Annotated in this window: 28 protein-coding genes and 1 rRNA gene; 8 read left to right on the top strand and 21 right to left on the bottom strand. The window is 37.4% G+C overall.

What is annotated here, in order from left to right; translation table 11 throughout:
- Window positions 1–66 (bottom strand): 16S ribosomal RNA (locus tag F5ESL0260_RS02525); the annotation flags it as partial.
- A gap of 462 nt (window positions 67–528) precedes the next feature.
- Between F5ESL0260_RS02525 and F5ESL0260_RS02520 the strand changes: the two genes are divergently transcribed.
- The gene (locus F5ESL0260_RS02520; RefSeq protein ID WP_122025758.1) at window positions 529–1488 is read left to right on the top strand and encodes an NAD(P)/FAD-dependent oxidoreductase; all 960 of its coding nucleotides are present in this window, start codon (window positions 529–531) and stop codon (window positions 1486–1488) included.
- Between the two features lie 9 nt (window positions 1489–1497).
- Window positions 1498–2148, top strand: a complete 651-nt coding sequence (locus tag F5ESL0260_RS02515; RefSeq protein WP_122025757.1) for a VTT domain-containing protein — start codon at window positions 1498–1500, stop codon at window positions 2146–2148.
- Window positions 2149–2158: 10 nt separating this feature from the next.
- Here the strand turns inward: F5ESL0260_RS02515 and F5ESL0260_RS02510 are convergent, their stop codons facing one another.
- From F5ESL0260_RS02510 to F5ESL0260_RS02490, 5 genes are read right to left on the bottom strand one after another with little or no spacing between them, the layout of a single operon-like run.
- The gene (locus tag F5ESL0260_RS02510; RefSeq protein ID WP_122025756.1) at window positions 2159–2767 is read right to left on the bottom strand and encodes a TIGR01906 family membrane protein; all 609 of its coding nucleotides are present in this window, start codon (window positions 2765–2767) and stop codon (window positions 2159–2161) included.
- Entirely contained in the window at window positions 2764–3540 is a 777-nt protein-coding gene (locus tag F5ESL0260_RS02505) for a TIGR01457 family HAD-type hydrolase (RefSeq protein WP_122025755.1), read from the bottom strand. Before F5ESL0260_RS02505 ends, F5ESL0260_RS02510 begins: the two co-directional genes overlap by 4 nt.
- Window positions 3541–4119, bottom strand: coding sequence for a YutD family protein (locus tag F5ESL0260_RS02500; protein ID WP_370448581.1), 579 nt, complete (start codon window positions 4117–4119; stop codon window positions 3541–3543).
- The gene (locus tag F5ESL0260_RS02495; RefSeq protein WP_122025753.1) at window positions 4097–5494 is read right to left on the bottom strand and encodes a bifunctional UDP-sugar hydrolase/5'-nucleotidase; all 1398 of its coding nucleotides are present in this window, start codon (window positions 5492–5494) and stop codon (window positions 4097–4099) included. The genes F5ESL0260_RS02500 and F5ESL0260_RS02495 overlap by 23 nt, the downstream gene beginning before the upstream one ends.
- 11 nt (window positions 5495–5505) lie before the next feature.
- Window positions 5506–5841, bottom strand: coding sequence for a hypothetical protein (locus F5ESL0260_RS02490; protein ID WP_122025752.1), 336 nt, complete (start codon window positions 5839–5841; stop codon window positions 5506–5508).
- Window positions 5842–5926: 85 nt separating this feature from the next.
- On the opposite strand from F5ESL0260_RS02490, the gene F5ESL0260_RS02485 reads away from it, so the two are divergent.
- Entirely contained in the window at window positions 5927–7315 is a 1389-nt protein-coding gene (locus tag F5ESL0260_RS02485; protein WP_122025751.1) for a glycerophosphodiester phosphodiesterase, read from the top strand.
- 26 nt (window positions 7316–7341) lie between these two features.
- On the opposite strand, the gene F5ESL0260_RS02480 is transcribed toward F5ESL0260_RS02485, so the two are convergent.
- Window positions 7342–8343 (bottom strand): substrate-binding domain-containing protein, encoded by a 1002-nt coding sequence (locus F5ESL0260_RS02480; protein WP_046324460.1) that lies wholly within the window; start codon window positions 8341–8343, stop codon window positions 7342–7344.
- 148 nt (window positions 8344–8491) lie between these two features.
- Between F5ESL0260_RS02480 and F5ESL0260_RS02475 the strand changes: the two genes are divergently transcribed.
- Window positions 8492–9592: an aminopeptidase P family protein gene (locus F5ESL0260_RS02475; RefSeq protein ID WP_110445688.1), complete on the top strand. Its 1101-nt coding sequence runs from the start codon at window positions 8492–8494 to the stop codon at window positions 9590–9592.
- Between the two features lie 80 nt (window positions 9593–9672).
- Here F5ESL0260_RS02475 and F5ESL0260_RS02470 read toward each other — a convergent pair whose 3' ends face one another.
- On the bottom strand, window positions 9673–10086 hold the full coding sequence (locus tag F5ESL0260_RS02470; protein WP_122025750.1) for a YtxH domain-containing protein: 414 nt from the start codon (window positions 10084–10086) through the stop codon (window positions 9673–9675).
- 17 nt (window positions 10087–10103) lie between these two features.
- Window positions 10104–10529, bottom strand: a complete 426-nt coding sequence (locus F5ESL0260_RS02465) for a DUF948 domain-containing protein (protein WP_046324457.1) — start codon at window positions 10527–10529, stop codon at window positions 10104–10106.
- 111 nt (window positions 10530–10640) lie between these two features.
- Here F5ESL0260_RS02465 and F5ESL0260_RS02460 point away from each other — a divergent pair, with 111 nt between their 5' ends.
- Complete coding sequence (locus F5ESL0260_RS02460) at window positions 10641–11456, top strand: mechanosensitive ion channel family protein (protein ID WP_122025749.1); 816 nt, start codon at window positions 10641–10643, stop codon at window positions 11454–11456.
- A gap of 76 nt (window positions 11457–11532) precedes the next feature.
- Here F5ESL0260_RS02460 and F5ESL0260_RS02455 read toward each other — a convergent pair whose 3' ends face one another.
- Complete coding sequence (locus F5ESL0260_RS02455; protein WP_122025748.1) at window positions 11533–12147, bottom strand: XTP/dITP diphosphatase; 615 nt, start codon at window positions 12145–12147, stop codon at window positions 11533–11535.
- Window positions 12148–12163: 16 nt separating this feature from the next.
- Window positions 12164–12952: a glutamate racemase gene (gene murI / locus F5ESL0260_RS02450; protein ID WP_122025747.1), complete on the bottom strand. Its 789-nt coding sequence runs from the start codon at window positions 12950–12952 to the stop codon at window positions 12164–12166.
- A 68-nt stretch (window positions 12953–13020) separates the two neighbouring features.
- Here murI and F5ESL0260_RS02445 point away from each other — a divergent pair, with 68 nt between their 5' ends.
- Complete coding sequence (locus F5ESL0260_RS02445) at window positions 13021–13440, top strand: DUF2507 domain-containing protein (RefSeq protein WP_110445685.1); 420 nt, start codon at window positions 13021–13023, stop codon at window positions 13438–13440.
- Window positions 13441–13512: 72 nt separating this feature from the next.
- Entirely contained in the window at window positions 13513–13884 is a 372-nt protein-coding gene (mscL, locus tag F5ESL0260_RS02440) for a large-conductance mechanosensitive channel protein MscL (RefSeq protein ID WP_046324453.1), read from the top strand.
- 27 nt (window positions 13885–13911) lie between these two features.
- On the opposite strand, the gene trxA is transcribed toward mscL, so the two are convergent.
- The 10 genes from trxA to F5ESL0260_RS02390 all read right to left on the bottom strand — a co-directional run bounded on the left by trxA (window position 13912) and on the right by F5ESL0260_RS02390 (window position 24906).
- Window positions 13912–14223, bottom strand: a complete 312-nt coding sequence (gene trxA, locus F5ESL0260_RS02435; protein ID WP_046324452.1) for a thioredoxin — start codon at window positions 14221–14223, stop codon at window positions 13912–13914.
- An 85-nt stretch (window positions 14224–14308) separates the two neighbouring features.
- Window positions 14309–16663 carry an endonuclease MutS2 gene (locus tag F5ESL0260_RS02430; protein ID WP_122025746.1) on the bottom strand — a complete coding sequence of 785 codons (2355 nt, stop codon included), beginning with the start codon at window positions 16661–16663 and terminating at the stop codon, window positions 14309–14311.
- 54 nt (window positions 16664–16717) lie between these two features.
- On the bottom strand, window positions 16718–17023 hold the full coding sequence (locus tag F5ESL0260_RS02425; RefSeq protein WP_110445683.1) for a DUF1292 domain-containing protein: 306 nt from the start codon (window positions 17021–17023) through the stop codon (window positions 16718–16720).
- A 1-nt stretch (window position 17024) separates the two neighbouring features.
- Window positions 17025–17453, bottom strand: a complete 429-nt coding sequence (gene ruvX, locus F5ESL0260_RS02420; RefSeq protein ID WP_046324449.1) for a Holliday junction resolvase RuvX — start codon at window positions 17451–17453, stop codon at window positions 17025–17027.
- Window positions 17453–17710, bottom strand: coding sequence for an IreB family regulatory phosphoprotein (locus F5ESL0260_RS02415; protein ID WP_038521496.1), 258 nt, complete (start codon window positions 17708–17710; stop codon window positions 17453–17455). Before F5ESL0260_RS02415 ends, ruvX begins: the two co-directional genes overlap by 1 nt.
- 52 nt (window positions 17711–17762) lie before the next feature.
- Window positions 17763–20402, bottom strand: a complete 2640-nt coding sequence (gene alaS, locus F5ESL0260_RS02410; RefSeq protein WP_122025745.1) for an alanine--tRNA ligase — start codon at window positions 20400–20402, stop codon at window positions 17763–17765.
- A 295-nt stretch (window positions 20403–20697) separates the two neighbouring features.
- Entirely contained in the window at window positions 20698–21528 is an 831-nt protein-coding gene (nadE, locus tag F5ESL0260_RS02405; protein WP_122025744.1) for an ammonia-dependent NAD(+) synthetase, read from the bottom strand.
- On the bottom strand, window positions 21525–23003 hold the full coding sequence (locus tag F5ESL0260_RS02400) for a nicotinate phosphoribosyltransferase (RefSeq protein ID WP_046324446.1): 1479 nt from the start codon (window positions 23001–23003) through the stop codon (window positions 21525–21527). Before F5ESL0260_RS02400 ends, nadE begins: the two co-directional genes overlap by 4 nt.
- 77 nt (window positions 23004–23080) lie before the next feature.
- Window positions 23081–24172, bottom strand: a complete 1092-nt coding sequence (locus F5ESL0260_RS02395) for a glycosyltransferase (RefSeq protein ID WP_046324445.1) — start codon at window positions 24170–24172, stop codon at window positions 23081–23083.
- A gap of 2 nt (window positions 24173–24174) precedes the next feature.
- A complete protein-coding gene (locus F5ESL0260_RS02390) occupies window positions 24175–24906 on the bottom strand; it encodes a WecB/TagA/CpsF family glycosyltransferase (RefSeq protein ID WP_110445679.1) in 732 nt (243 codons plus the stop codon).
- Between the two features lie 124 nt (window positions 24907–25030).
- On the opposite strand from F5ESL0260_RS02390, the gene tagD reads away from it, so the two are divergent.
- Entirely contained in the window at window positions 25031–25417 is a 387-nt protein-coding gene (gene tagD / locus F5ESL0260_RS02385; RefSeq protein WP_110445678.1) for a glycerol-3-phosphate cytidylyltransferase, read from the top strand.
- Window positions 25418–25572: the final 155 nt, after the last annotated feature.

Raw genomic sequence — 25572 nt, 5'->3', positions numbered from 1 at the left:
CTCGACTTGCATGTATTAGGCACGCCGCCAGCGTTCGTCCTGAGCCAGGATCAAACTCTCATTTTTTAAATGTTTGTTTGAATGTTTGCTCATTCGTTCCAAGATTCGCATCTCGGATTTATTTGCTTGCGAAATTGACTTCGCTCTTTTGTTTTGGGTTCTTTAAAACCCGCACATTTTTGCGAAAACATTGTTCAGTTTTCAAGGTACTACCTGCTGCTAAAGCAGCTTTTTTATTTTGCCAGATTCAGTTGCTTTTGTCAAGCACTTTTTTCTGACTCATTTTTGCCGTCTTACCGGACAGCGTTTATTATCTTACTAAAACAATTGTCTTTTGTCAACTGCTTTTGCTTGATTTTTTTAACCCTGTCTTCGTGCTCGCGCCTTGCGGCTCATTGCCCGACGACAGTTATTAATACTAGCAAGTATTTTTCTTTTTTGCAAGTCTTTTTTGCAAATTATTCGAGTGACTATCTTCTTTATTCATGATAAAGTTGTCATATCAACGTTTAGAGGGGAGTTTTCAAAATAAAAAAATTTGATTTAGCAATTATAGGAGCGGGACCCGTAGGGTTATTCTGTGCCAATTTTGCTCATCTTCATGGTCTAAATACAATAATTTTTGATTCACTAGCTGAGGTTGGCGGGCAACCAAAATTACTTTATCCCTTTAAAGAAATTTTGGATATACCAGCTTACAGTTCTATATTAGCTCATGAACTAATTACCAAATTACAAAATGATACTAGAGAACATACAACATTCGTTTTAAATCATCCCGTTAGAGCCATTAAGCAAAGTAATAATACGTTTGTTATCGATGAGGAGTATTCTGTTAGAAGCGTCATTATTGCCACTGGGACTGGATTTTTCAGTCCAAAAAAATTTCCACTGAAAACGAATGAGGAGATTGAAAGAAGGATTCACTATTATGTTAAAAATCCCCAAGATTTTGCTCATCAAAAAGTAGGTGTCTTCGGTGGTGGCGATTCAGCTCTTGACTGGGCAATTGAATTAGCAAATCAACCGGCTGCCAAAATCAAACTAGTTCATAGAAGAAATGAATTTCGCGGTCTCGAATCAAGTGTCACCAAACTAAAAAGTTTAAAAAATGTTGAAATAAAGACCCCTTATCTTCCTAAATCAATTGAAATTAGAGATAATCAACTTAATATTAGCTTGAAAAAAATTGGAAGTAACGCTATTACTGACGAGCAATTTGATCAAATAGTCGTTGGCTATGGCTTTCGAGCTAATAATCAGTTTGTAAAAAAATGGGGTGTTAATTTAGTTAATAACCAAATAGAAGTTTCTCGCTCTATGGAAACCAATGTACCTGGTATTTATGCAATAGGCGATGTCACTACTTATTCTGGCCGAGTCCCACTTATTGGTCTGGGCTTTGGAGAAGCACAAATTGCAATTACTACAATTATGCGTAAGCTTTTCCCTGAAAAGACCTTAACAATACATTCAACCAGCATTTAGGAGATGTTTATGACAATAATCAATTTTATTTTGCACATCGATCACCATTTGATTGAAATAGTCAATCAGTTTGGCAATTGGACGTATTTGATTATCTTTGCCATTATTTTTATTGAAACTGGATTAGTTATATTTCCCTTTTTACCAGGTGATTCATTAATTTTTGCTGCTAGTTCTTTAGCAGTTAATCCTGCATATAATTTAAATATCTGGTGGATTTATTTTGCAGTGCTGCTGGCAGCAATACTAGGCGATGCCTGTAATTATGAAATAGGTGCCTGGTCGGTTAGACAAGGCTCTAAACATACCTGGTTTAATAGATTAATCAATCAAAAAAATCGGACGGCAGCTGAAAACTTTTTTGAGCGACATGGACCAATTACTATTGTTATTGGCAGATTTATCCCCTTTATCAGAACTTTTGTCCCTTTCATTTCAGGTGGAAGTAACATGCATTATGGTAAGTTTGCCTTATATAACGTAGTTGGCGGAATATTTTGGAGTGGTTTGTTCACAATACTTGGTGCCTTCTTTGGCAACATCCCTTTTGTCAAAAATCATTTCTCAATGTTAATACTTGCAATAATTATAATCTCGGTTCTGCCGATTTTTATAGTATCGTTAAAAAAGCGGATTAAAAACAAAAAGGAGATCCATTAAGGACTCCTTTTTATTTTTGTAATAATTTATCTGCAAAATACAATTCATAGACGATACCGGCAATCGCAAAACAAGAAGCAAAAAAGCCTTCTGTGAGCACATTAATAATCGGATCTGTAGCGGGATCAAATAGCCAAGTATTGCTGCCAGCAAAAAATAAATGATGAAATGTAATAAAAAAGTTATCAAAATTTGCCAAAGCAAACGGTAAAACGGCAATCGGCAATAGTAAAAATAATAACGCCCAAACCTTATTTAAGCGCAAAAATTTTTGATTTTTTCTTTTACACCAAAAATATATGACCAAACAGCACAAGAAGGCAACGATCGCCAAAACAAATAATTTTTTGACATCAGCAAAATGCTTGGCAGCCATTGCAGAAGTATGAAAATCACGCATGCGCAGCTTACGCTTAAATGGCCAAATGAGGTACCACAACAGCTGATTATAACTATTCATCACTTGTTCAATCGATAAATTGACTGTTTTATTTGTTTTTTGCACTAATACAAATACGAATAACAGTGGCCAACTTGCAATAAGGGCTGTCACCACACTAGTAGAAATAGCAAAAATAAAATGATAAATAATAGTTAATATATTATTTCTTTTGCTCATAATTTAACCTGATCCAAACTGTCAACTACAATTGTCGGCTGCCTTTTGCCTTCAATGTCAGCCAATTTTGTAATACCCGTCGTTACCAGTAATTGGTCAACATGACTGTTAAAACCCGCCTTGATATCAGTATCGTAGTTATCACCTACTAAAAGTGCATCTTCTTTAGAAAACTGTAGTTTAGCTAACAGCATATCAATAATCACGGAAGAAGGCTTGCCGATAAAAAATGGTTTATGGCCACTTGAAGCCGCAATCATCGCACACTGAGAACCATTACCGGGCAATAAACCTTTTTCACTAGGCAAATTTAAATCTGCGTTAGTCCCAATAAAAGTAGCACCGTTCCTAATTGCAGTAGCAGCCACTTGAATTTTATGATAAGTCAAGTCCGTATCCATCCCCACAATCACGTATTCAGGATTAAAATCAGTGACTTCAAAAGCAGAATTTTGCAAAAATTCACGCCATAAACCAATTTGACCTATTATATAAATACCGATTTTACTTTGCCGCTTCTTTTCACGGTTTAAAATATAACTTACCGTTGCCATGCAAGGAGTATAAATGTGCGCAACATCGGTTTTAATGCCATGCGTTTTAAGCTTATCCACCACCATTTGTGGCGTACGAGTAGTATTATTAGTCAAAAAAATATAGCTTTTATGTGCCTGTTCAAGGCGCTTAACAAAACGAACACCTGCAGCAATAGTTTCCTTGCCCCGATAAATAGTGCCATCAAGATCAATTAAAAATAAACGGTAATCTTTCACTTATTTGCTGCCCTTCCTTTTTTTGATTACAAAAGAATGGTTATTTGCACGCTCTTTTTTTATTGCTATTGTTTCAGGTTTCTTTATCTTGGGTTGGCGAACATGGTAGCTCTTAAACGATTTATAAAGCTTCTTTCTGTGTATATTTTGTCCTCGATTTTTAAACGAATTTAGTCGTCTTTTTCTTTTATTATTATGATAATGATGTACCGGACTTAACAACTGCAAGATAAAATACGGACTGCCGGGATTGCAGTATTCTAGTAAATAATCCGCAATAGTTTGTTTCTTACGATCTATTGCAGCCTGAGCATTATCCTGGTAGAAACCTTTCAAACGCAGATGATCACTGGACAAATCTCCCACAATAAAATCATACTGATCAAGATAGGGGTCATATTTTTGCCGCAAAAGTTCAAGGTCCAGAGCATCATCCTTATTAACTATTACCTGATACAGTTGTTTGTTTATTTTTAATTGATCATTATCCAAAGCCACTGCTGCCAAAGGATGGCGCAAAGGCTGCTCTTGGTCAAATTTATTTTCTTGTGGTTGATTACTGTGTGTATTTTTCACTATTAGTTTCACTTCCAGTTAAAGGGTATTTTTGTGCCAAATAGTTTCCAATTACCTCACGCAAGAATTGTGGAAACAAAAAATCATTGTCGCCCACGATTGCCAAAGTTGGAAAAAACGGTACCAAAACATAATGATCCAAAACAGCAATTTGATATTCCTGGTATGGATCAACTTCTTTGCCGTTGACGAAGACTACTCTACTCATAGGGTCAAATTTTATGCCCTTATAATGCATTTGACCAAATATTTTCCCCCGAAAACTCATTCCCTGCAAAGGAAATTGATCTAAAAAATGCCGGTTTTTTTCAATTTCCATAATTAGGCGCCATAGATCACTGCCTCTTAAAGTAGAACGCACTACATGCATTGAATGCGGTAAAGACTTTTGCAAATCATATTTAGTGATAATGCCTTTTTTAAAAGGGGTTAAGAAAAGACCCGAGCTGAGCATAGCCAAATTTGTTCCTGCAAAATGAGCAATTGCATTCATTGAAACTTGGATGGCAGCTTCACGGTCACCATCATATTTTTCGGGCAAATCAGCAACAAGTTCTCGACTCAAAATTTCTTTGCCCTTTTGCCTGTATCCTAAAATAGTGTCTTCATCAGCTGAATGGGACTTCATCAAACTGGTTGGCGCAACATGTGGCGTAATCTTGCGCACATGGTGATTATCATCAATTTCCATATACGTATTGCCTACGTAGTTGCCCCATTTGCCGGTTTGAGTAATCCACACTCCCTTAACTTCTTTACCATGGGGAAGCAGGTCATGGCTATGCCCTCCCACAATCAAATCAATTTCCGGATAATTCTTAGCTAAAAAGGTATCCATATTTAAGCCAATATGAGTTATTAAAATTAGCACGTCATATTGCCCTTTCATTTGTGGTAAAACCCTATCCATTGTTTCTTTCAGCATTTTGACGTGCCAGTGATTAGGTTCATAAGAAAGTGGGTATGCGGCAGTCAGACCGATGAGACCGATGCGTGTTCCCTTTTTGGTAGTTAAGATTTTATTCTGAACTGCCCAGTGAGGCAGAGATTCATCTTCTTCACGCAAATTGGCTAAAATAACGGGAAAATCAGCATGATCAAATAGTTTTTCTACTACAGCGTGGGAATTAGAAATACCTTCATTGTTACCAATAGTAATTGCATCATAATGAAAAGAATTCATTAATTGAATATTAGCCTGGCCATAAGTTGCATCAGTCAAAGGATGCGAGCGATCCATGAAGTCTCCGGCATCAAAAGTAAACACTTGATCGACTGTTTGATCTTTTTGAGCTTCCCGCAAATACCGACCAATTTTGGGAAAATGTTCGAAATGTGAGTGTAAGTCATTAGTATGTAAAATGCGAATTTTTTCCATTATCCTGCTCTCTATCCAATTTGATTCGACTTCAAAACCATGTTATAGGCATCTAGAACTTTTCCCTTAGGCTTTTGCCATTCTACCCAATCTGGATTTTTCCAATCATCTTCGTTGGTCAAAGTCTCAAGCTTATAGTTCTGATTGATATATTCTTCATAAGTAACAAGGGCTTTAGTACGTGGAATATTTAATTGTAAAATACGAACACTCTTAATTTTTCCTCTGTCAGCTGCAAGTTCCGCTATACCATTCTGATCAATATTAGAAATTTCAAAATACTTGCTGCCGTCATTGCGTACAATTTCTTCAATTAAATCTAATTCTTCATATTGTTGCTCATTCATCAATATTCCCCGTATAAATTAAATCTGTGACATATAGCAAAAAATGTGCAACCATGCTATTGTAATTAACAACAGAGGTGTACACATGAAATATCAAAGCCAACTGTTTAAGGCGCTCGTTTTTAGCATCATATTTACCATAACTAGTGGTTTCACAGTGGTCGGCCATCGCGGAGATCCCAGCAAATATCCTGAAGAAACTATTCAAAGTGACAACTCTGCCTTTAATTCAGGGGCGGACTACGTTGAACTTGATCTGCGCCTTTCTGCAGATGGTGAACTAGTTGTATCACATGATGATGACCTATTTCGAGTGACCCATACACATGCAATTGTATCACAAAATTATTGGCAGGCACTTAGCCAATTGACCTATGACAATGGTGAACATGTGCTGAGCTTACCAGAGCTATTTGATTATTATCAAAAAAAGCCTAATACCAAATTTATTCTTGAAACTAAAATTGACCATGGACTTGATCCCTCTTATGAATTAGAAGATCAGATTGCGGCCACTGTCAAAAAATATCATATGGAAAAAAGAATAATGATTCATTCATTTTCTGCAGCCAGTTTGTTTCATTTTCGTAAAATTATGCCCGATGCCTACTTAATTCTAATCGTCGGCAGTCTTAAACGAATAAATTTTAGTAATTTGCCGCAAGTCAATGCTGTCAATGTTTCCTCTGACCTGATTTTAAATCATTCCTGGTTGATACATTGGCTACATCAGTTAAATAAACAGGTTTATGTCTGGACAGAAATGGACGAATCGCCTGATTTATGGCAATGGCTGATTAATAAAAATGTTGACGGAGTGGTAACCAATTTTCCCAGCACCGGATTTAAGTACAAGCTGGCTAAGGAAGGCACAAAAAAGTATGCTATCCACCGCAAAGGCAGCTATTTTGGCAAAAAGAAAGCCAAGACAATGATGAACCCCTATGTACGGGAAATGCAAAGTAAATATGTTTATCCGGGACAAAAATTTGAAGTAATGTATGGTGTCAGGGCGCATAATCAACTTTATTATCAGATTGCAAATCAAACATTTATTTCAGCTGAGTTTGTTAACATGGATCTGAGGCCAGAAGATATTGCACCTTATCAAAGTAAGCAAATTATCGCTAAACCGCAAAAAGATGTTCGGATTTATCGTTATCCGGATAATCAAGCCAAAACCAAAAAATTGCTACCGGCAAATACCCTTTTTAAAATTCAGAATTTTAATGGTAGTCCTAAGAGTTTATGGCTATTTACATCGCAAGGTTGGATCAAAGCACGTGATATTCTTTTCTATGGTTTCTTTGACGACGCAAATTGGCAAAATTATCGCCGCTTGCCGCGAATGAGCCGTTATTCAAATATTGCTTTAACTCCTTATTTACAGCTGCAACCAGCAAAGACGTTAAACACGTGGCAGAAGATCAAGCAAATTAAAAAAATAACTACTAAAAAAGTGCTGCATAATTAACTGCAACACTTTTTGTGTGAATAATATTATTCATTTGTAGTACTTTGCTTTTTCAATATCTCATAAGAAAGCTCAATTTGCTTCTCTGGCACTTCTTCATTATTCATCAATTTAGTCAACATTCTCATTGCTACCGCTCCAATATCATAAAGTGGCTGACGAATGGCTGTTAGCGCTGGGCGCACAACTGAAGCAATTTGAGTTGCGCTTGCTGTAATTATTTCTAAATCTTCCGGCACTTTTTTACCAGCATCAATAGCAGAATTCAAAATTCCCACTGCAGTGACATCACGACTGACAATCACGCCATCAATACCGTCCTGCTCCAGTTGGGATAATAAATTATAGCCATCAGAATGGTCTTTAATCTTAGTATAGATATGACCTTCCCCTAAACCATGATCAGCCATAAATTTTTTGTAAGCCGGAATTCTATTTTCAGCGCTAACCACAGTGTCTGGATTGCCTAAGACTAAGGCTAAATTTCTCCTGCCATCATTATACAGAAGGTTTAAAGCTTCTGTATCGGCCTTTTGATAATCAATCGCAACTGATGGAAATTCACTGTGACTATCTTTAGTACCAGCTAAAACCACTGGCGTATCGGTCCGCTTAAAAGCCTCAACCGCTTCTTCCGGCAAATTGTCTGACATGTAAATCACACCATCGACCTGCTTATTAAGCAATCCCTGAATTGCCTGATCTTCTCTCATTAAGCGGTTTTCAATACTGGTAATAATAATGTTGTACTTATATAAAAGCGCAATATCATCAATTCCTTTTGACAATTCCGCAAAATAAAGATTAGTTAAATCCGGCACGATTAAACCAACCGTAGTGGTTCTTTTAGATGCCAGTCCTTGTGCCACCGCATTTGGCTGGTAATGCAACCGGTTGATTACCTTCATAACCCGTTCGCGAGTGTCTTTACGCACATTTGTATTGCCGTTAACAACTCGTGAGACAGTAGCCATTGAAACTTTAGCCTCACGAGCAACATCATAAATTGTAATATCCTGTTTTCGCATTTTGGTTCCCCCATTTTAAAATTACTAGAATAAAATTTATCATTCTTTCCCATAAATTGCAAACGTTTACAACTATTCTTTCATTTTTTCAGGTCTAGAACATGATATACTGATTTTAATCATAAAATCAAGATGGAAGGAAGAAGCTATGAACTTAACTAAATTACAAGAATGGCTGCAAAGTACCAATTGCGATGTTGCCTACATTTCTAATCCAACGACAATTGCTTACTTTACAGGATATGACATGGAGCCACATGAACGAATCTTTGCCCTTTTAGCATTTAAAGATCAAGATCCGTTCGTCTTTGTTCCAGCTTTAAATGTTGAAGAAGCTAAAAATTCAGCTTGGAACGGTGATGTATATGGTTATCTTGACTCAGAAGATCCCTGGGCGATTATTGCTGACAAAGTGAAAAGCAGAACCAAAGATTATCAAAAATGGGCTTTAGAAAAAAATAACCTCTCTGTTTCCCATTATCAACTCATCCATGAGCAATTTCCAGATGCTAATTTTGACGGTGATGTTTCTAATTTTGTTGCAAAAATCCGCCTATATAAAACACCAGAGGAAATTAAGCAATTGCAAGCCGCTGGCCGTGAGGCAGACTTTGCTTTTCAAATTGGTTTTGACGCCATTAAGGAAGGTGTTACTGAAAGGTATATTGCTGGTCAGATTGAATATCAGCTAAAGGTACAAAAAGGCGTAATGCATGAAAGTTTTGAAACCATTGTACAAGCCGGTGCCAACGCCGCTAATCCTCATTTAGGTCCTACCATGAATAAAGTCAAGCCAAATGAATTGGTGTTATTTGACCTCGGTACTATGCACAACGGTTATGCTTCTGATTCCAGTAGAACAGTTGCCTATGGTGAACCATCAGCCAAAGAAAAAGAAATTTACGAAATTGATCGTGAAGCTCAACAAGCTGCAATTGACGCGGTGAGACCGGGAATGACAGCTTCTGAATTAGATAGTGTTGCTCGTGATATTATTACTAAAGCGGGCTATGGTGAATATTTTATTCACCGTTTGGGTCACGGCATTGGTAAAGAAGTACACGAATACCCTTCAATTGTTCAAGGCAACGATTTGATCATTGAAGAAGGTATGTGTTTTTCAATTGAACCTGGTATCTATATTCCTAACGTAGCGGGGGTCAGAATCGAAGATTGTGGTGTTGTAACTAAAAACGGCTATGAACCATTTACTCATACAAGTAAGGAACTAAAAGTTTTACCTCTTTAAATAAACTCACTTTATTTATTGCATAAAAATGGCACTGACAGATTTTATTTTCTGTCAGTGCCATTTTACTAAAATCGTGTTTATGGTCTAGAATATGGATCAGCAGGTGCATCTGCAGGGCCTTCAGGCTTTGGGTCTGAGGGTTCCGAGTGATTAAAATCATCTGGACCCTCTGCATGGTGCAAGTCATCAGCTACATCTGCAGCATGATCTTTTTGCTGTGCATCAGTATCTTTTGAACTATCAATAACGATATCATCAAAATCTTTCAGTTCAGAATCATCTTCTACATTCTTGGGGAATGAAGCCAGTTGATTCTTTACAATTTCTGTACCGTTATCATACTTTTTCTTTAAGTCTTGAACAGTTTCATTGTTCTTAACTTTTTTCTTCAGTTCGTCAATTTGTTCGTCACTGACTAATAAGGAACCAGCTAGGAACCCTACAGCACTTCCGACAATAGTACCTAAAACAAAATTTGCAAAATTTTTCATAAAAGTAACTCCTTTTACTAATCTTCACCTTTACGCCGCTTATGCCGTGCAAACACAGATGCTAAAGCAGATGACATCAACCCGTTACGTTTCCAATGAAAATTATTGAAACGCTTTGCCATATTTCTGGTAGATGTGTTGACATCTGAAACGCTTTCGCCTAAATCAGCTGCTGCTTGCACAACAGGATCAATAGTTTTCATTTTAACATTAACATCTGCTAGCAAGACATTAGTTTTATCAAGCAAATCACTGGTTTGATGAAGTAAATCATTTACATCCCCAGTAACCTGTTGAATTGACTCGTTAGCACTCTGGATCGTTTTTTCTGCTTCTCTAGTCGCTTTTGCGGCACGTATAAGCACTGGAATTGTGAAAAGTACTAAAATTAATAATGCAATGGCGGCTATTAAACCTGCTAATGCACCATAAGAAAATTTCATCTTTTACCTCCAATTCTATACCTAAAAAAAGTCTAGCATGAAAATGCTTCAATCTCAATCTATATGTAATATTTTGTTATAGTTAATATGCATATACGAAAGGTAATTATTATGGATAAAATATTTCAAATCAATAAAAACGTGCTCAAGTTTAACTGGGACAGGCTGGGAGAACAAGTTCTGACAATTATTTGGCAGCTTCTAGTTTCAGCTTTAGTTTTTTACCTGATCGACCATGTTGGTAAAAAAATAATTAAACATTATTTAGAGCATAGTAAAAGAAAACAAAATAAGAGAACTCAAACAGTTACTGCATTAATTAACAGTATCTTTGAATACACTGTGATTTTTTTCTACTTGTTTGCTGTTTTATCTATCCTAGGTATTCCAATTGGTACGCTACTTGCGAGTGCTGGTATCTTTTCTCTGGCTTTAGGGATGGGAGCCCAAGGCTTTGTCAGCGATTTAGTTAACGGCTTCTTCATTTTAAGTGAGGACCAGTTTGACGTAGGAGATATTGTCTCAATTAACAATCAAACTGGAATTGTGGTTCAGTTGGGATTAAGGACTACCAGGCTTAAAGGGTCTGATGGTTCTCTAATCTATATCCCCAATCGCAATATTTCAATCGTACAAAATTTGGCCCACGGTGGCATTGGCTTAGACATTGAAATTCAGCTAAAAGCTAACAACGATTTTGCAAAAGTTCATAGTCTTATTGAACAGGTAAATAAGCAGCTGAGTACTGATATTAACTTTTTAGTCCAGGAACCTAAAATTATTGGCATAGCTACGCAAACAGCACAAACTGTTAATTATGTGGTTCATTTTCAAGTTAAACCTGGTCATGAAAAGGAAGTACAAGATAAATATTTAACGCAGTATTTAAAAGTATTGCAAAGCAATCAAGTTCTTCTAGCAGAATAAAATAAAACTGCCAAATGTTTTTAATACTTTTCCAGTAAAAAGTATTAGAAATAATATTTAGCAGTTTTTTAGATATTTATTCAAACTGAGCAAGCCAATTTGGTAAGCACTTTAATAATTTGGCAAGCGCTTTTCCCCGGTGAGAAAGACTATTTTTTTCTGCAGTTGTCATTTCAGCAAAAGTTTTTTGCTTTTCCGGTACATAAAAAAGCGGATCATAGCCAAAACCGTCTTCACCTTCAGGCGCTGGTAAAATTAAGCCTTCACATTGGCCTGAGACTACTAAATCTTTCTCAAAATGACCTGGCATTGATACCACAATTGTAGTATTGAATCTGGCTGTCCTTTTTGCTAACGGCACACCACCAAGCTCAGCCAGTAATTTAGCATTATTCTTTTGATCATTATGCTCAGAACCGGCAAAACGCGCCGAGTGAACTCCAGGAGCACCATCAAGTGCATCAACCATTAAGCCGGAGTCATCCGCTATTGTCAGCATCTGACTATAGTCAGCTAATTCATGTGCCTTTAGCTTAGCATTTTGCTCAAATGTTGTACCGTACTCATCAACAATTGGCGGCCTATCTAAATCGGCATTAGTCTTAACTGTGAGGTTAAGTGCAGCTTGTTTAAAAGCTGCTCGCAATTCTTTCACTTTGCCCTGATTAGTTGTTGCAAATAAAACTTCCATTTTTTCTCCTTTCTTCTTAAAGGTGTTTTGCATTAACATGTTGCTTATCTAATACTATTTTTCCCAATTCGTTAAACATTCTGACGTCCCCCGTTGTGTAATACTCGTGCGCACCATCATTAGAATTACTGCCAAAAAGGCCGTCACGTTTCATTACATTATACGTGTATTGCGCTACCTGGTCAGCTGGATCAATAATTTGAACATTGGGTTTTAAACATTGTGCAAACTCACTGCGAATAATAGGATAGTGCGTACATCCCAAAACGAGAGTATCTATGTCCAGCTTGTTGATTGGCAGCAAAAGCTCTTGCAGTGCAGAGACATATGCTTGATGACCTGCATCAGCTTCAATTAAAGGTACAATATGGGGAGCGGCTATTTCATGCACAACTATTTTGGGATCACGCTTTTGAATCTCTTTTTGGTATGCATTTAAACTAACAGTCATTTTAGTCGCCACAACTGCCACTTTTTTGTTTTTAGTAGCTTGCGCTGCCGCGAGCGCGCCCGATTGAATTACGCCGATAATTTGCGGCTCAATCTCTTTTTGAATAGCATTCATAGCTACTGCCGTAGCAGTATTGCAGGCAAAGACAATTAGTTTAACGTTTTTACTTAATAAAAAGTTAACACTTTGCTTGGTTAACGCAATAATTTCCGCCTTAGACTTATCACCATAGGGAACATGAGCATTGTCACCAATGAAAACAGTCGATTCATGAGGCATTTTAGCAATTATTTTTTTAACTACCGTTAAGCCGCCAACACCTGAATCTAATAAGCCAATTGGTCGATTATCCATATTAAAAGACTCCCTAAATAATTTATACTTCAGTCAATTTTACGGTAAAATAAAAGAAAATAAAAGGGATGAATTTCTTTATGCAAGACAATAACCAGCAACATGAACATGTTTATTTTGTAAATCAGCTTTATCGGGACTTTTTACTGCCAACGATCTTAGGCAAAGACAATGATGTAATTCTATATTGGGGTGGCAAGCGCATAGCCCGTAAATATGACTTAGCGTCCTTTGAAGATGTAGCCAGCTTTTTTACAACTACTGAATTTGGCAATATTGAAAAAGCAAGAGCCCATCATAGTGAAAAAATTTTCAAATTAACCGGACAAAATGTAGCCGATCGGATTAGCAGTGGTAATCAGGAATTTTCCCTTGAAGCAGGAATAATTGCAGAAGCAGTTGAAAAAGAAACTGGTCGCACTACTGAATGCGAAATTAAGGTTGATGAACATAAAAAAATAGTAAAATTAATCGCTAAATTTGATTAAGTACTTTGAAACAAATAATTTAGTTTTTTACCATTTTTGCAATATTATTAAAGTAAGAATGGAGGAAACAAAATGCTTAGAGAATTTAAAGAATTTATTCAACGGGGCAACGTTATCGATTTGGCTGTTGGTGTAATCATCGGCGGAGCTTTTACTAACATTGTTAATTCATTGGTAAACAATTTAATTAATCCCCTTTTGGGTCTATTTATCGGACGAATTGATCTTTCCAATCTGGTATTTAAAGCCGGAGGTGCTACTTTTAAATACGGTGAATTTATCAATACTGTGATTAACTTTTTGATTATTGCATTCATCGTCTTTTTGCTAGTTAAAGCTGTCAATAAAGTAATAAGACATAACGACCAGCAACAACCAGCTGGCCCAACCGCTGAAGATTACTTGAAAGAAATTCGCGATCTATTAAAAGAAAAAAGCAATTAAAAAAATTCCTGCAGTTGCAGGAATTTTTTAATTGGTATATTGATCCAAAATTTGACTCAATTTTGCTTTAGGTGTGTAACCCGTAATGCGATCTACAATTTCACCGTTTTTCTTGATTAGCAAAGTCGGAATAGCCATAACTCCCAAAGAGCTTGGTACTTCCTTGTTTTGATCAACATCCATTTTGGTAAATTTAACGTCTTGTCTCTCCTCAGCCAATTCATCAACTACCGGAGATTGCATTTTGCACGGACCACACCAGGTTGCCCAAAAGTCCGTTAACACGACGCCATCTTTTGTTTCTTCTTCAAAGTTTTGATCTGTAAGTTCATCAACCATTGAAAAAACCTCCTTTAGAGAAAAACATTATTCTATTGATATTTTCATTATAGCAACCAGACTTACTTTTTACAAGTAAAGTAAATTATTGCAAATGCACAATAGTTGCACCATTTCCGCCCTCGTTTGCTGGGGCGTAATTGTAGCTTTTAATGTGCTTATTTGACCGTAAGTATTGCCAAACGCCTTTTCTAATTGCACCAGTACCTATACCGTGAATAATGGTAACAACATCCAATCCAGACAATAACACCGAATCAATATAGCGATCTAAATTAGTCATTGCTTCATCATAACGCTGACCGCGCAAATCGAGCTCACTTTTAGCATTACTGCGTCTGTTTGCACTAACTGCACGCACTTTAGAGTGTGTTTGCGCCTTTTCATGCTGAGTGCTTTTTTCAATGTCTCGATCACTGACTTTAACTTTAATAATACCCATCTGGACTTCATATTCATGTTCGGATAATTTTTTGGTAATCGTACCAGTTTGCCCATAAGACAGTACTTTTACCCGATCGCCTACATTAACATGATGCCTTCTTTTTTCGCGCTGTAAAACCCTATTATGAGCCAGATTCTCGTTTTGCCGTTCAAGCTGATTGAATTCGCCCTTGGCGGCAATAACTTCGTTTTGCTTAACATTCCCCTTTTGCTGCTCAAGTTGGGCAATGATCTTATCAGCCTTTTTACGGCTTTTAGTAACTACTTCATTAGCTCTTTCCTGAGCAAATTCCAACTGTTTTTGCACACGTTGATTATACCAGTCGAGTGCTTGTTGCAATTTCTTTTCCAGCTTTTTAGCACGATCAAGACTGGTAGTTAAATGACTGCGGGCATCTGAGGCAGCCTTAGTTTGCTTGGTTAACTCAGTAATCATTTGGTTAATATCAACGTTTTCATCACTCATTAGCCCTTGAGCTTTTTTAACTACGTCTTCGCGCATCCCCAGCCTGCGGGCAATTGCAAATGCGTTACTGTGACCAGGAATCCCAAGTTGTAAACGGTATGTTGGCGACAATGTCTTTAGATCGAACTCCATTGATGCATTTGTTGTTCTTTCACGATTATAGCCATATAGTTTCAGTTCTGGGTAATGGGTAGTAACGATAATTTTAGCTTTCTTTTGCCGTAAAAAGTCCAAAATACTGATTGCCAGACTTGCGCCTTCTTCTGGGTCCGTTCCCGCACCAATTTCGTCAATCAAAACCAGTGTCTTGGCATCGACCTTTTTCATTATTTTGACAATGCCATTAATATGTGAAGAAAAGGTACTGAGTGATTGCTCAATAGATTGTTCATCCCCAATATCAGCACAGATATCTTCAAAAACACCGGCTTTGCTTCCTTCTGCAGCTGGAATAAACAGGCCTGATTGTGCCATCAACTGTAAAATACCCACAGTTTTTAATGTAATCGTCTTTCCACCAGTATTTGGACCAGTAATCAACATAGTATCATAATCTTCACCTAGACGGATATCATTGGCAATAACTGTTTCAGGATTAATTAAAGGATGCCGTGCTTGTAAAAATACAAGTGACTGATCATGAGTTAACTTAGGTTCAGTTGCTTTCATAGCATGAGCTAATTTCGCTTTTGCCTGAATAAAATCGAGTTTAACTAAAGCACCAGCAATCGTATCAATGCTACCAGCTTCAGGTCGCACTAGATCAGACAAGTTACGCAGAATATGACTGATTTCTCTTCTTTCTTGTGCCAGAAGGTTTTGCTGACTATTATTGAGATTTAAAACTGCACTAGGTTCAATAAAAAGCGTTTGGCCACTGGCACTTTGATCATGAACAACGCCGCCAAATTTATTGCGGTATTCTTGTTTGACCGGAATAACATAACGTTCATCACGAATTGTCACAATCTGCTCTGACAAGTACTTGCTGCTACTACCCTTGATATAGCCATCCATTCTCTGCTTAATTTCAGCATCATTGCTTTTGATTTCATGACGTAAATGGGCTAATTCGCTGGAAGCAGTATCGAGAACTTCTCCATCAAAATCTAGAGAACGATTAAGTTTGTTATACAAACTTTGAGGTACATCTAATTGTGCCAAAATAGAATCTATGGCGGTTAAATCTAGTTTTTCCTCATCAATTTCACCAAAAAATTCATTTGTTTCATTTGCAAGCACCAAAACTAATAACAAATTACCCAATTCCTTGGCGTTTAAGTTTGCCTTGATCCGCAAACGCTTGGTACTTGCAGTAACATCAGCAAAATCTGTCAATGGCAATTGCCCTTTAACCCGCAAAATATCAGCACCAGCAAGAGTTTGCTTCAAACTAAGTTCAACTTGAGCAAAATCATTACTTGGCAGTAAGTTGAATGCTGTCATTTTAGCTGGTGTAGTAATCGCCATATGTTGTAATTGTTCAGTAATTTTGGCAAATTCTAAAGTATTTAATATTTTATCATTCATTATTTTTCTAAATTATTAATCTTTAATAAAAAAGGCTGGCCCAGCCAGTCTTTCTTATTCACCACTTAATCGGTCATCGTCCAAAAATGTATTTAAGACTCCTTGGACCATGTTCCACTCATCATCTGCTTCAATCTCGTGTAAATCACTACTGGTAACATCACCTGCGGAATCTGAATCATAGCTGAATGCTAAGACTTCAATTTCGTCATCATCACTAGCAGCTGCCGGATAGAGCAAAACATATGATTTATCATAATCATCTGAATGAAACGTAAATAAAATTTCGTATAATTCTTCATTACCCTGATCATCAATCAGGGTAATCTGACGGTCATCACCGTTAACTTCTTGTGCCATATTAATCCTTTCGGTTTAGATCCAAATAATTCTGTAAAATCAAAACAGCAGCCATTTGGTCAATAACTTCTTTGCGCTTATGGCGATCGTACATTCCTGCCTCTTCAACTAAAACTCTTTCAGATTCCACTGTCGTTAGTCTCTCATCTAAATAATGCACTGGCAAACCAAACTTTTTCTCCAGTCTTTCACCATATGCTTTACTACGATTAACTGAAGCACCTGAAGAGCCATCCATGTTTTTAGGCAGACCCAGCACAAAGGCCTCTGGTTCATATTGGCGGACAATTTTTTTAATTGCACGCATACCAAAATTATAACGCGTTTCATCGATGGGGATGGTTTCAACCATCTGCGCAGTTATTCCTAATTCATCACTAACAGCAACGCCTACTGTCTTTGATCCAACATCTAAACCAACTAGTCGCATTATTTATCTTTTCCAAGATAATTCTTGACAAGCTCTTCGATAATTTCGTCGCGTTCATGCTTCAAAATTAAATTACGAGCATCATTATGCCGTGGAATATAAGCTGGATCGCCAGACAATAAGTAGCCGACAATCTGGTTAACTGGATTATAACCCTTCTCTTCCAAAGCATTATAAACGTCTTGCAGAGTATCATGAACATTTTTGCCTTTATTTTCGTTAAAGTCAAAATGCATTGTCTTATCTAGCGAACTCATAATTATTCCTCCTAGCATAATTTTACTTGAAAAACAGCACAAACTCAATTAATTATTTTTCGGAAATCATTGTAACCACTGTCTGAATAGCCTTTTCAAGGCCTTCAGGGTTTTTACCACCTGCTTGAGCCATGTTTGGTCGACCGCCACCGCCACCACCAAAGATTGGTGCGACTTGTTTAATTAGATCTCCTGCTTTAAGCCCCTTTGCCAAAGCTTTATCACCTAAGCTAATAATCATATTGGCCTTGCCATCACTGGCAGTTCCTAAAACGAGCACATCAGACTTCTGACCACTCTTCCAAGCATCAGCGAACTCACGCAAATCATTCATGCCACCGGCATCAACTTCTTGGGCAATAATGGACAAATCACCTGCTTGTTTTACATCATTAAAAATTGAATTTGCTTTACTCTGATTAATTTGCAAGTTTAAATCTTCAACCTGCTTTTGACTATCATGTAATTCCTGTTCAAGGGAATCAACCTTATCAATAATATCTTCGGGCTTGGTCGATTTTACTTCCGCTTGAATATCATCCAGGAGTTCAGATCTGTTAGCCAGATATTCGTAGGCCTTTTTAGAAACAACTGCTTCAATTCTTCTCATTCCAGCACCAATGGCAGATTCAGAAATGATTTTAAAAATACCTATTTGGTTAGTATTGGCGCAATGAGTACCACCACAGAATTCAATAGAAAAATCTTGCATTTGGACAACTCTAACTTTATCACCATATTTGCCATCAAATAAAGCCAAAGCTCCCATTTTTCTACCAGTATCAGGATCGGTAATAGTAGTTTTGACATCAATTGCTGCCCAAATCTTTTGATTTACCAAATTTTCAACTGACTTAATTTCCTTGGCAGTCATTGGTTCAAGTGCAGTAAAGTCAAAGCGCAAATAATCAGGCTCCACCAAACTGCCGGCTTGATGCGTATGTTCCCCCAGAACGCTTCTCAAAGCCGCATGCAACAAGTGTGTAGCTGTATGTGAGTGGCGCAGGCCTTCGCGGCGAACTCTGTCAATTTTTAAAATATATTCTTCACCCTTTTTCAGAGGCAAAATCACATCGACAAAGTGCATATTTTGATCATTCGGAGCGTGTTGTACATCCGTTACCTGAGCAACCAGTTCACCTTCTTGATTATAGATATTACCGTGATCTGCTACCTGGCCACCACGTTCACCGTAAAAAGGAGTCCGGTCAAAGATTAAAACCGCATTATCACCATCTGCTCTATCAACTAATTGGTCATTGACTATAATATCAATTAATTTGGCATGTTTTTCTTCATAAACACCATATTCAAACTCTGATTTATCCTTTAAGTTCATCAAAGTTTCATCCTGCGCACCCATTGATTGCAGATTACCCCGAGCTTTACGTGCACGCTCTTTTTGGGCCTTCATTTCAGCATCAAAGCCCTTTTGATCAACCTTTAAGCCTGCATCTTGTGCAGTTTCAAAAGTCAATTCATAAGGAAAGCCATAAGTATCAAACAACTTGAACGCATCTTTACCGGTAATTGTTTTATCTTCAGAGTTTTGGGCCTTGGCAATTAAGTCATCAAGTAAAGTTAACCCAGATTCAAGAGTTAGCTGGAATCTTTCTTCTTCATTTTTAATTACTTTGGCAATAAAGTCCTTTTGGTCTGTAACCTCTGGGTAATGACTTTCCATAATTTTACCGACCACTGGGACAAGTTGGTAAAGAAAAGCACCCTTAATCCCTAAACGTTGACCATTTAAATCAGCGCGCCGAATCAAGCGCCGTAAAACATATCCTCTACCTGTATTTGATGGCAACGCTCCATCCGCAATGGCAAAACAGACAGTCCGTACATGATCAGCAATAATCTTAAACGCTGTTGTATCCGCCTTGTTTGTGCCGTACTTTTTAGCAGCAGTCATTTTTTCAGTTTCATGAATAATTGGCAAGAAGAGGTCAGTTTCAAAGTTAGTTGGTGCGTCTTGTAAAATAGACAAAACACGCTCAAGGCCCATACCAGTATCAATATTCTTGTGTGGCTGATCTACATATTTGCCATTTGCTAAATGATTATATTGTGAAAAGACTATATTCCAAATTTCCAAGTAACGGGCATTTTCACCGCCAGGGAAGTTTTCAGGATCATCTTCTGCCACATCGTTATTTTCTTGACCACGATCATAGAAAATTTCAGAGTCAGGACCACAAGGACCTTCACCAATATCCCAGAAATTTTCTTCCAGTTTAACAATATGGTCTTCAGGCATACCAACTTCCAGCCAAATTTTATGTGCTTCTGTATCTTTAGGATAAACCGTACAGTAAAGTTTTTCTTTATCTAAATCGAGCCAGTCAGGACTGGTCAAAAATTCCCAAGCCCAGGTAATCGCTTCTTTTTTGAAATAATCGCCAACTGAAAAGTTACCCAGCATTTCAAAAAAGGTCTGGTGTCTGGCAGTTTTACCAACATTTTCAATATCATTAGTTCTAATGGACTTTTGTGAACTGGTGATCCGGTGATTCTTGGGCACTACTGAGCCGTCAAAATACTTTTTCATCGTTGCCACACCGGAATTGATCCACAGCAATGTTGGATCATCTTGCGGAATCAATGATTGACTGGGTAATACCATGTGGCCGTGCTGCTTGAAGAAATCCAAAAACATCTGTCTAAATTCTGAACTTGTCAGTTTCTTCATCAAATATATCTCCCTTTTTGCCAAAATAAAAACACCGTTGCTTATCTTAAGGACGCCTTTAAACGCGGTACCACCTCAATTGCAACAGTGTTTGTTACCTCTTAATTATTTTATTTATTTGAACTGTAAGGAGCATCTTTTAAGTAACAGTAAGCCATTTTCACCAGGCGGCTCTCTCTTTGAACTGTTATTCTTAAAAAACATATCTTAAGTTAACAGTAATTGTACTACTTGCACAGTTTTTGTCAATAACAGGCCTATTAAGGTAAAATTTAAACTCAAAATGCCCTAGTCCTTATTTACGATAAAAATCATCAAAAACGGTTACGGGCAAATGCCGTTTGTGTTCACTCTTACGCCATAAAGATTCGATTTTTTCAGCGGCTTCTTCAGAAACTTCATGCCCTTCCAAATAGTCATCAACATCCCTGTAGCTGACGCCGAGTGCAACTTCATCAGGTAAGCCAGGCTTATTTTCTTCCAAGTCTGCTGTGGGCGCTTTGTGATACAAATGCTCTGGACAATTTAAAAACTTGAGCATCTGTTTTCCTTGACGCTTGTCTAAACGAAACAGCGGAGTTAAATCTGCCGCACCATCACCATATTTGGTATAAAAGCCGCTGAAGTTTTCAGCTGCGTGATCCGTCCCCACAACTGCACCATTATGGGCACCAGCAATAGCATACTGCACCACCATGCGCTCGCGCGCCTTAATATTGCCCTTATTAAAATCGGTAATCTCCTGCCCAGCTCCATTCAAAGTAGAAACTAAGGCATCAACAGCCGGTTTAATATTAACTACCAAGTCTTGATCCGGTCTTTGGAAGTCCACAGCATCTGCCGCATCTTGTGCATCAGCTTGAACTCCATAAGGCAAGCGCACTGCAATAAATTGGTATGAATTATCGCCAGTTTCACTCCTCATTTCCGAAATTGCCATTTGACATAGTTTTCCTGCTAACGTAGAGTCTTGTCCACCAGAAATACCCAATACATAAGACTTTAAGAAGGTATTTGCTTTGAGATAATCTTTTAAAAAATCAACTGAACGTCTAATTTCTTTTTGCGGATCAATTTGAGGCAAAACATGCTCATATTTTATAATTTCTTTTTGTAACGGTCTCATTGTGCAGTATCTCCTTTATTGATTTTGGTGCGAATATCCTGAATAATAGTCATTTTACTGTCATATAAATCTTGAGAAAGATCAACAGGATATTCCTGGGGGTTCAAGCTGCGCTTGTATTCATCCCATAGTCCGTCCAGATTGGCTGCACAAAAGTTCTTAATATCTATTAGTTTGGGCTTTTGGTATGTTAATTTGCCTTTAACAAAAATATCTTTTAAAAGTGGTTCTGCAGTGTAATCAGTCACCACTTTATTGATATAAGAATATTGCGGATGAAACATGTACAATGAATCAAATTTACGCGGATCTACGCCGGCCCGTGCAATCCAGTCACCTTCATTTTTCTTAGCAGTATTAGCTGAGATACGCCAGACTTGTTTTTTACCTGGAGTTGATACCTTTTCTACATTCGAAGAAATTTTTAAAGTGTCACGCATATGGTGCTGATCATCTTCAATTGAAACTAATTTATAAACAGCTCCTAAAGCAGGCTGGTCGTAAGCTGTAATATATTTAGTCCCTATCCCCCAAACATCAATTTTTGCTCCTTGCATCTTTAAACTCGTAATCGTAGTTTCATCCAAATCATTTGAAGCAAAAATTTTAGCATCAGTATAACCAGCATTATCCAGTTCCCGGCGTACTTGCTTTGAAATATAGGCCATGTCGCCCGAATCAATACGCACGCCTTGGAAGTTAATCTTGTCTCCCATTTCGTCAGCAACCCGAATTGCGTTTGGTACGCCGCTTCTAACTGTATCGTATGTATCTACCAGAAAGACGCAGTCTTTATGCGTTTCTGCATAGGCCTTAAATGCTTCATATTCACTGCCAAAGGCTTCTACTAAGGAATGGGCATGTGTGCCAGAAACTGGGATACCAAATAATTTGCCTGCCCGAACATTACTGGTAGAATCAAAACCGCCAATATAAGCAGCACGAGTGCCCCAAATAGCCGCATCTGCTTCCTGCGCACGCCTAGTACCAAATTCCATCACTCCGTCACCTTGAACGGCCAACTTGACGCGCGCCGCTTTAGTGGCCAGTAAAGTCTGGTAATTAATAATATTTAAGATAGTTGTCTCAACCAATTGACATTGTGCAAGTGGACCTTCAACTTGCAATAAGGGTTCGTTGGCAAAAGCAATTTCTCCTTCAGGCATCGATCGTACAGTAAGCTGCAATTTCAAATGACGTAAATAATCAATAAAATCGTCATCATAGCCAATTTCTTCTTTTAAATATTTTAAGTCACTTTCTTTAAATTTCAGGTTTTGTAAATATAAAATGACGTGTTCTAAGCCTGCATATACGGAATAGCCATTGCCAAAAGGCTCTTTCCGATAGTAAACTTCAAAAACAGCATTGCGTTCAGAAATACCTTTTTTAAAGTAGGTATACATCATATTAATTTCATACAAATCTGTATGAAGGGTTAATGAATCGTCTTCATCCAATTCTTGGTAAAACATTCTGTCCTCTTAACTAAATCCACTAATATTTTTGTTTTATTATAAACATTTGTGGCCTTTTTAACAAACTTACCAATTTAAACGATATCATCATATACCCGTAAAATACTACTTAATTGCTCGTGTAACGAAAAATGCCGCTCAACGTAATTTTTCTCAAGCTGCGCCATTTCTCTAAGCTGAGTTTTAGGCGTGTTCACAGCTTGCTTTAAAGCTGAACAAATTGAGTCTATCTCACCGACTTTGGCAACAAAGCCATGTTCTTTATCTGGTATCATCATGCTAATATCACCAACGGCAGTTGACAAAAGTGGCAACAAATTATCGCTTGCTTCCAGCAACACTAAAGGAAAGCTCTCAGAATAAGATGTCAGAACAGCCAAATCCATTCTGCGATAAAGATTTTTTAACTGTTTATGCGTCATGAAGCCTTGAAAAGTTACTTGTGGACCCAAATTTAATTTTTGCGTCAGGTCCTTTAGTGATCTTAATTGAGAACCGTCTCCAGCAATAAACAAATGCACATTAGCATTATTTAATTGTTTTAGAGCCTGCAGTAACAAGTCTTGCCCCTTAACTTTTTCAGCCCTGGCTACGTTTACAATATTAAAGTTGGGGTGTTCATATTTTGCAGGGATTTGACTGTCTGCATGAAAAAAAGTACCGTTATAAATCACGTGAACTTTTTTCTGTTTAATTTTAGCTTTTTCAACTAACAAATTAGCAAATCTTTTAGTAACAGCAAAAACGCAATCCGCTTTGCGAATGGCCTGAATGTTTAATTTGGTAAAAATTTTCCCTGTGAAGCCGCGATCAACAAAATCAAGATAAGGATTGGAATGAACGGTTACACACCACTTTGCGGTAATTTTGTGCCTAATTAAAGAGACAAATAAGTTAGCCCGCGCACCATGTGTGTGGACAATATTAAAGTCAGCATTATTAATAAAACTAGCCAGCTTATTTAAGCCAGCCAAGTCATAGCGACTATTGACACCTAAAACTTGCACGTTTAATTGTGCAGTTCGTGCAGCTTGGGCAACTGGGCCATCAGCTAAACATAATAACGTAAAATCCTGCTGTTCATTTTTTGCCTGTTTTAGCAAGTTAATAATATGAGTTAAGCCACCACCATTTTCAAGCCCGGCATTAACATGCAAAACCTTCATAATTAGATTTTTTCCTTTTTTGACTGATAAACTTCATGCACAAAATGAGGCAAAATCGTCATTCGCTTTAAGCGTGAGGGGTTTTTAAGCAGACGGTAAAGCCATTCTAAATGAACATTTTGCCATGTTTGAGGAGCACGTTTTACTTTACCCGAAAAGACATCAAAGCTGCCTCCTACTCCCATCATTAAAGCTGGCAGGAGATTTCTCCGGAGAATGGATAAAAGTTGTTCTTGACGGGGTGAACCCAAGGCGGCAAAAACTAAATCCGGTTCTGTCCGTTCAATTTGGTAAGCAATTAGTTCCAGATCTTCTTTAAAGTAACCATTTTCAGCTCCTACTAGCTGTATATCAGAATATTCTCGTGCAATCTTAGCCTGAATCGTATGCATCACTTCTGAGCGAGCGCCAATTAAATAAACTCTGAGGCCCCGATCATTTGCCAGCTTCATTAGCCAAGTAAATAAATCATAACCGGTTACCCGTTCTTTAAGTGGCTGACCTAAAATATGACTTGCTTTGACAATGCCTATACCGTCAGCAGTAATATAGTCAGCATCATAAGTCAGGATCTTCATAAATTCAGGGTTTTCATTTGCTGACATGACAATTTCAGGATTGGCAGTAACAATAAAAGTTGATTGGTGGGTATTAATTCTGCCAATAAATTCATTTTGAAATTGATTAAAACTTTTATTATCGAAATTTACACCTAAAACATTTACCTTAGCCATAGCTATATCTCCTAATCCGCAATTTACCTTATTTTACCAAAATAACAACCAGTTCAGAATACGCTTTACCTTTTCTATAAATATGATACTATTAACTCGTCAAAATGATAGGAGTACGGGAACTATGAAAAAAATAATCACTTATGGCACATTTGATTTATTGCATTACGGTCATGTTCGTTTACTAAAAAGGGCTCGTGAACTAGGCGATTACCTCATTGTTGGATTGTCTACTGATGAATTTAACCAGTTGCAAAAGCACAAGGAGTCCTATAATAATTATGCCGAACGCAAATATATTCTTGAAGCAATCCGCTACGTAGACCAAGTTATCCCGGAAAAAGGGTGGGAACAAAAAATAAGCGACATCCAAAAATATGATATTGATACTTTTGTTATGGGTAATGACTGGCAAGGCAAGTTTGACTTTTTAAAGCCATACTGCCAAGTAGTTTATTTGCCACGCACACCAGGAATTTCCACCACTAAAATCAAAGATGATTTAAAATAAAAAAGCTCTGAACTAACTAAACATAGTTAATTGAAGTGCTCCATAATAGTTAGACATTAATCTGACTATTAGGAGCACTTTTTTCATGACTAAATATTCAACTACTTTGAAAATGGAAATTTGCAGTAAATACTTATCCCACCAAACCTCTTTAG

The organism is Lactobacillus sp. ESL0260, from assembly GCF_003692935.1.
Classification (GTDB): Bacteria; Bacillota; Bacilli; order Lactobacillales; family Lactobacillaceae; genus Lactobacillus; species Lactobacillus melliventris.
This window is presented reverse-complemented; position numbering and strand designations above follow the sequence as displayed.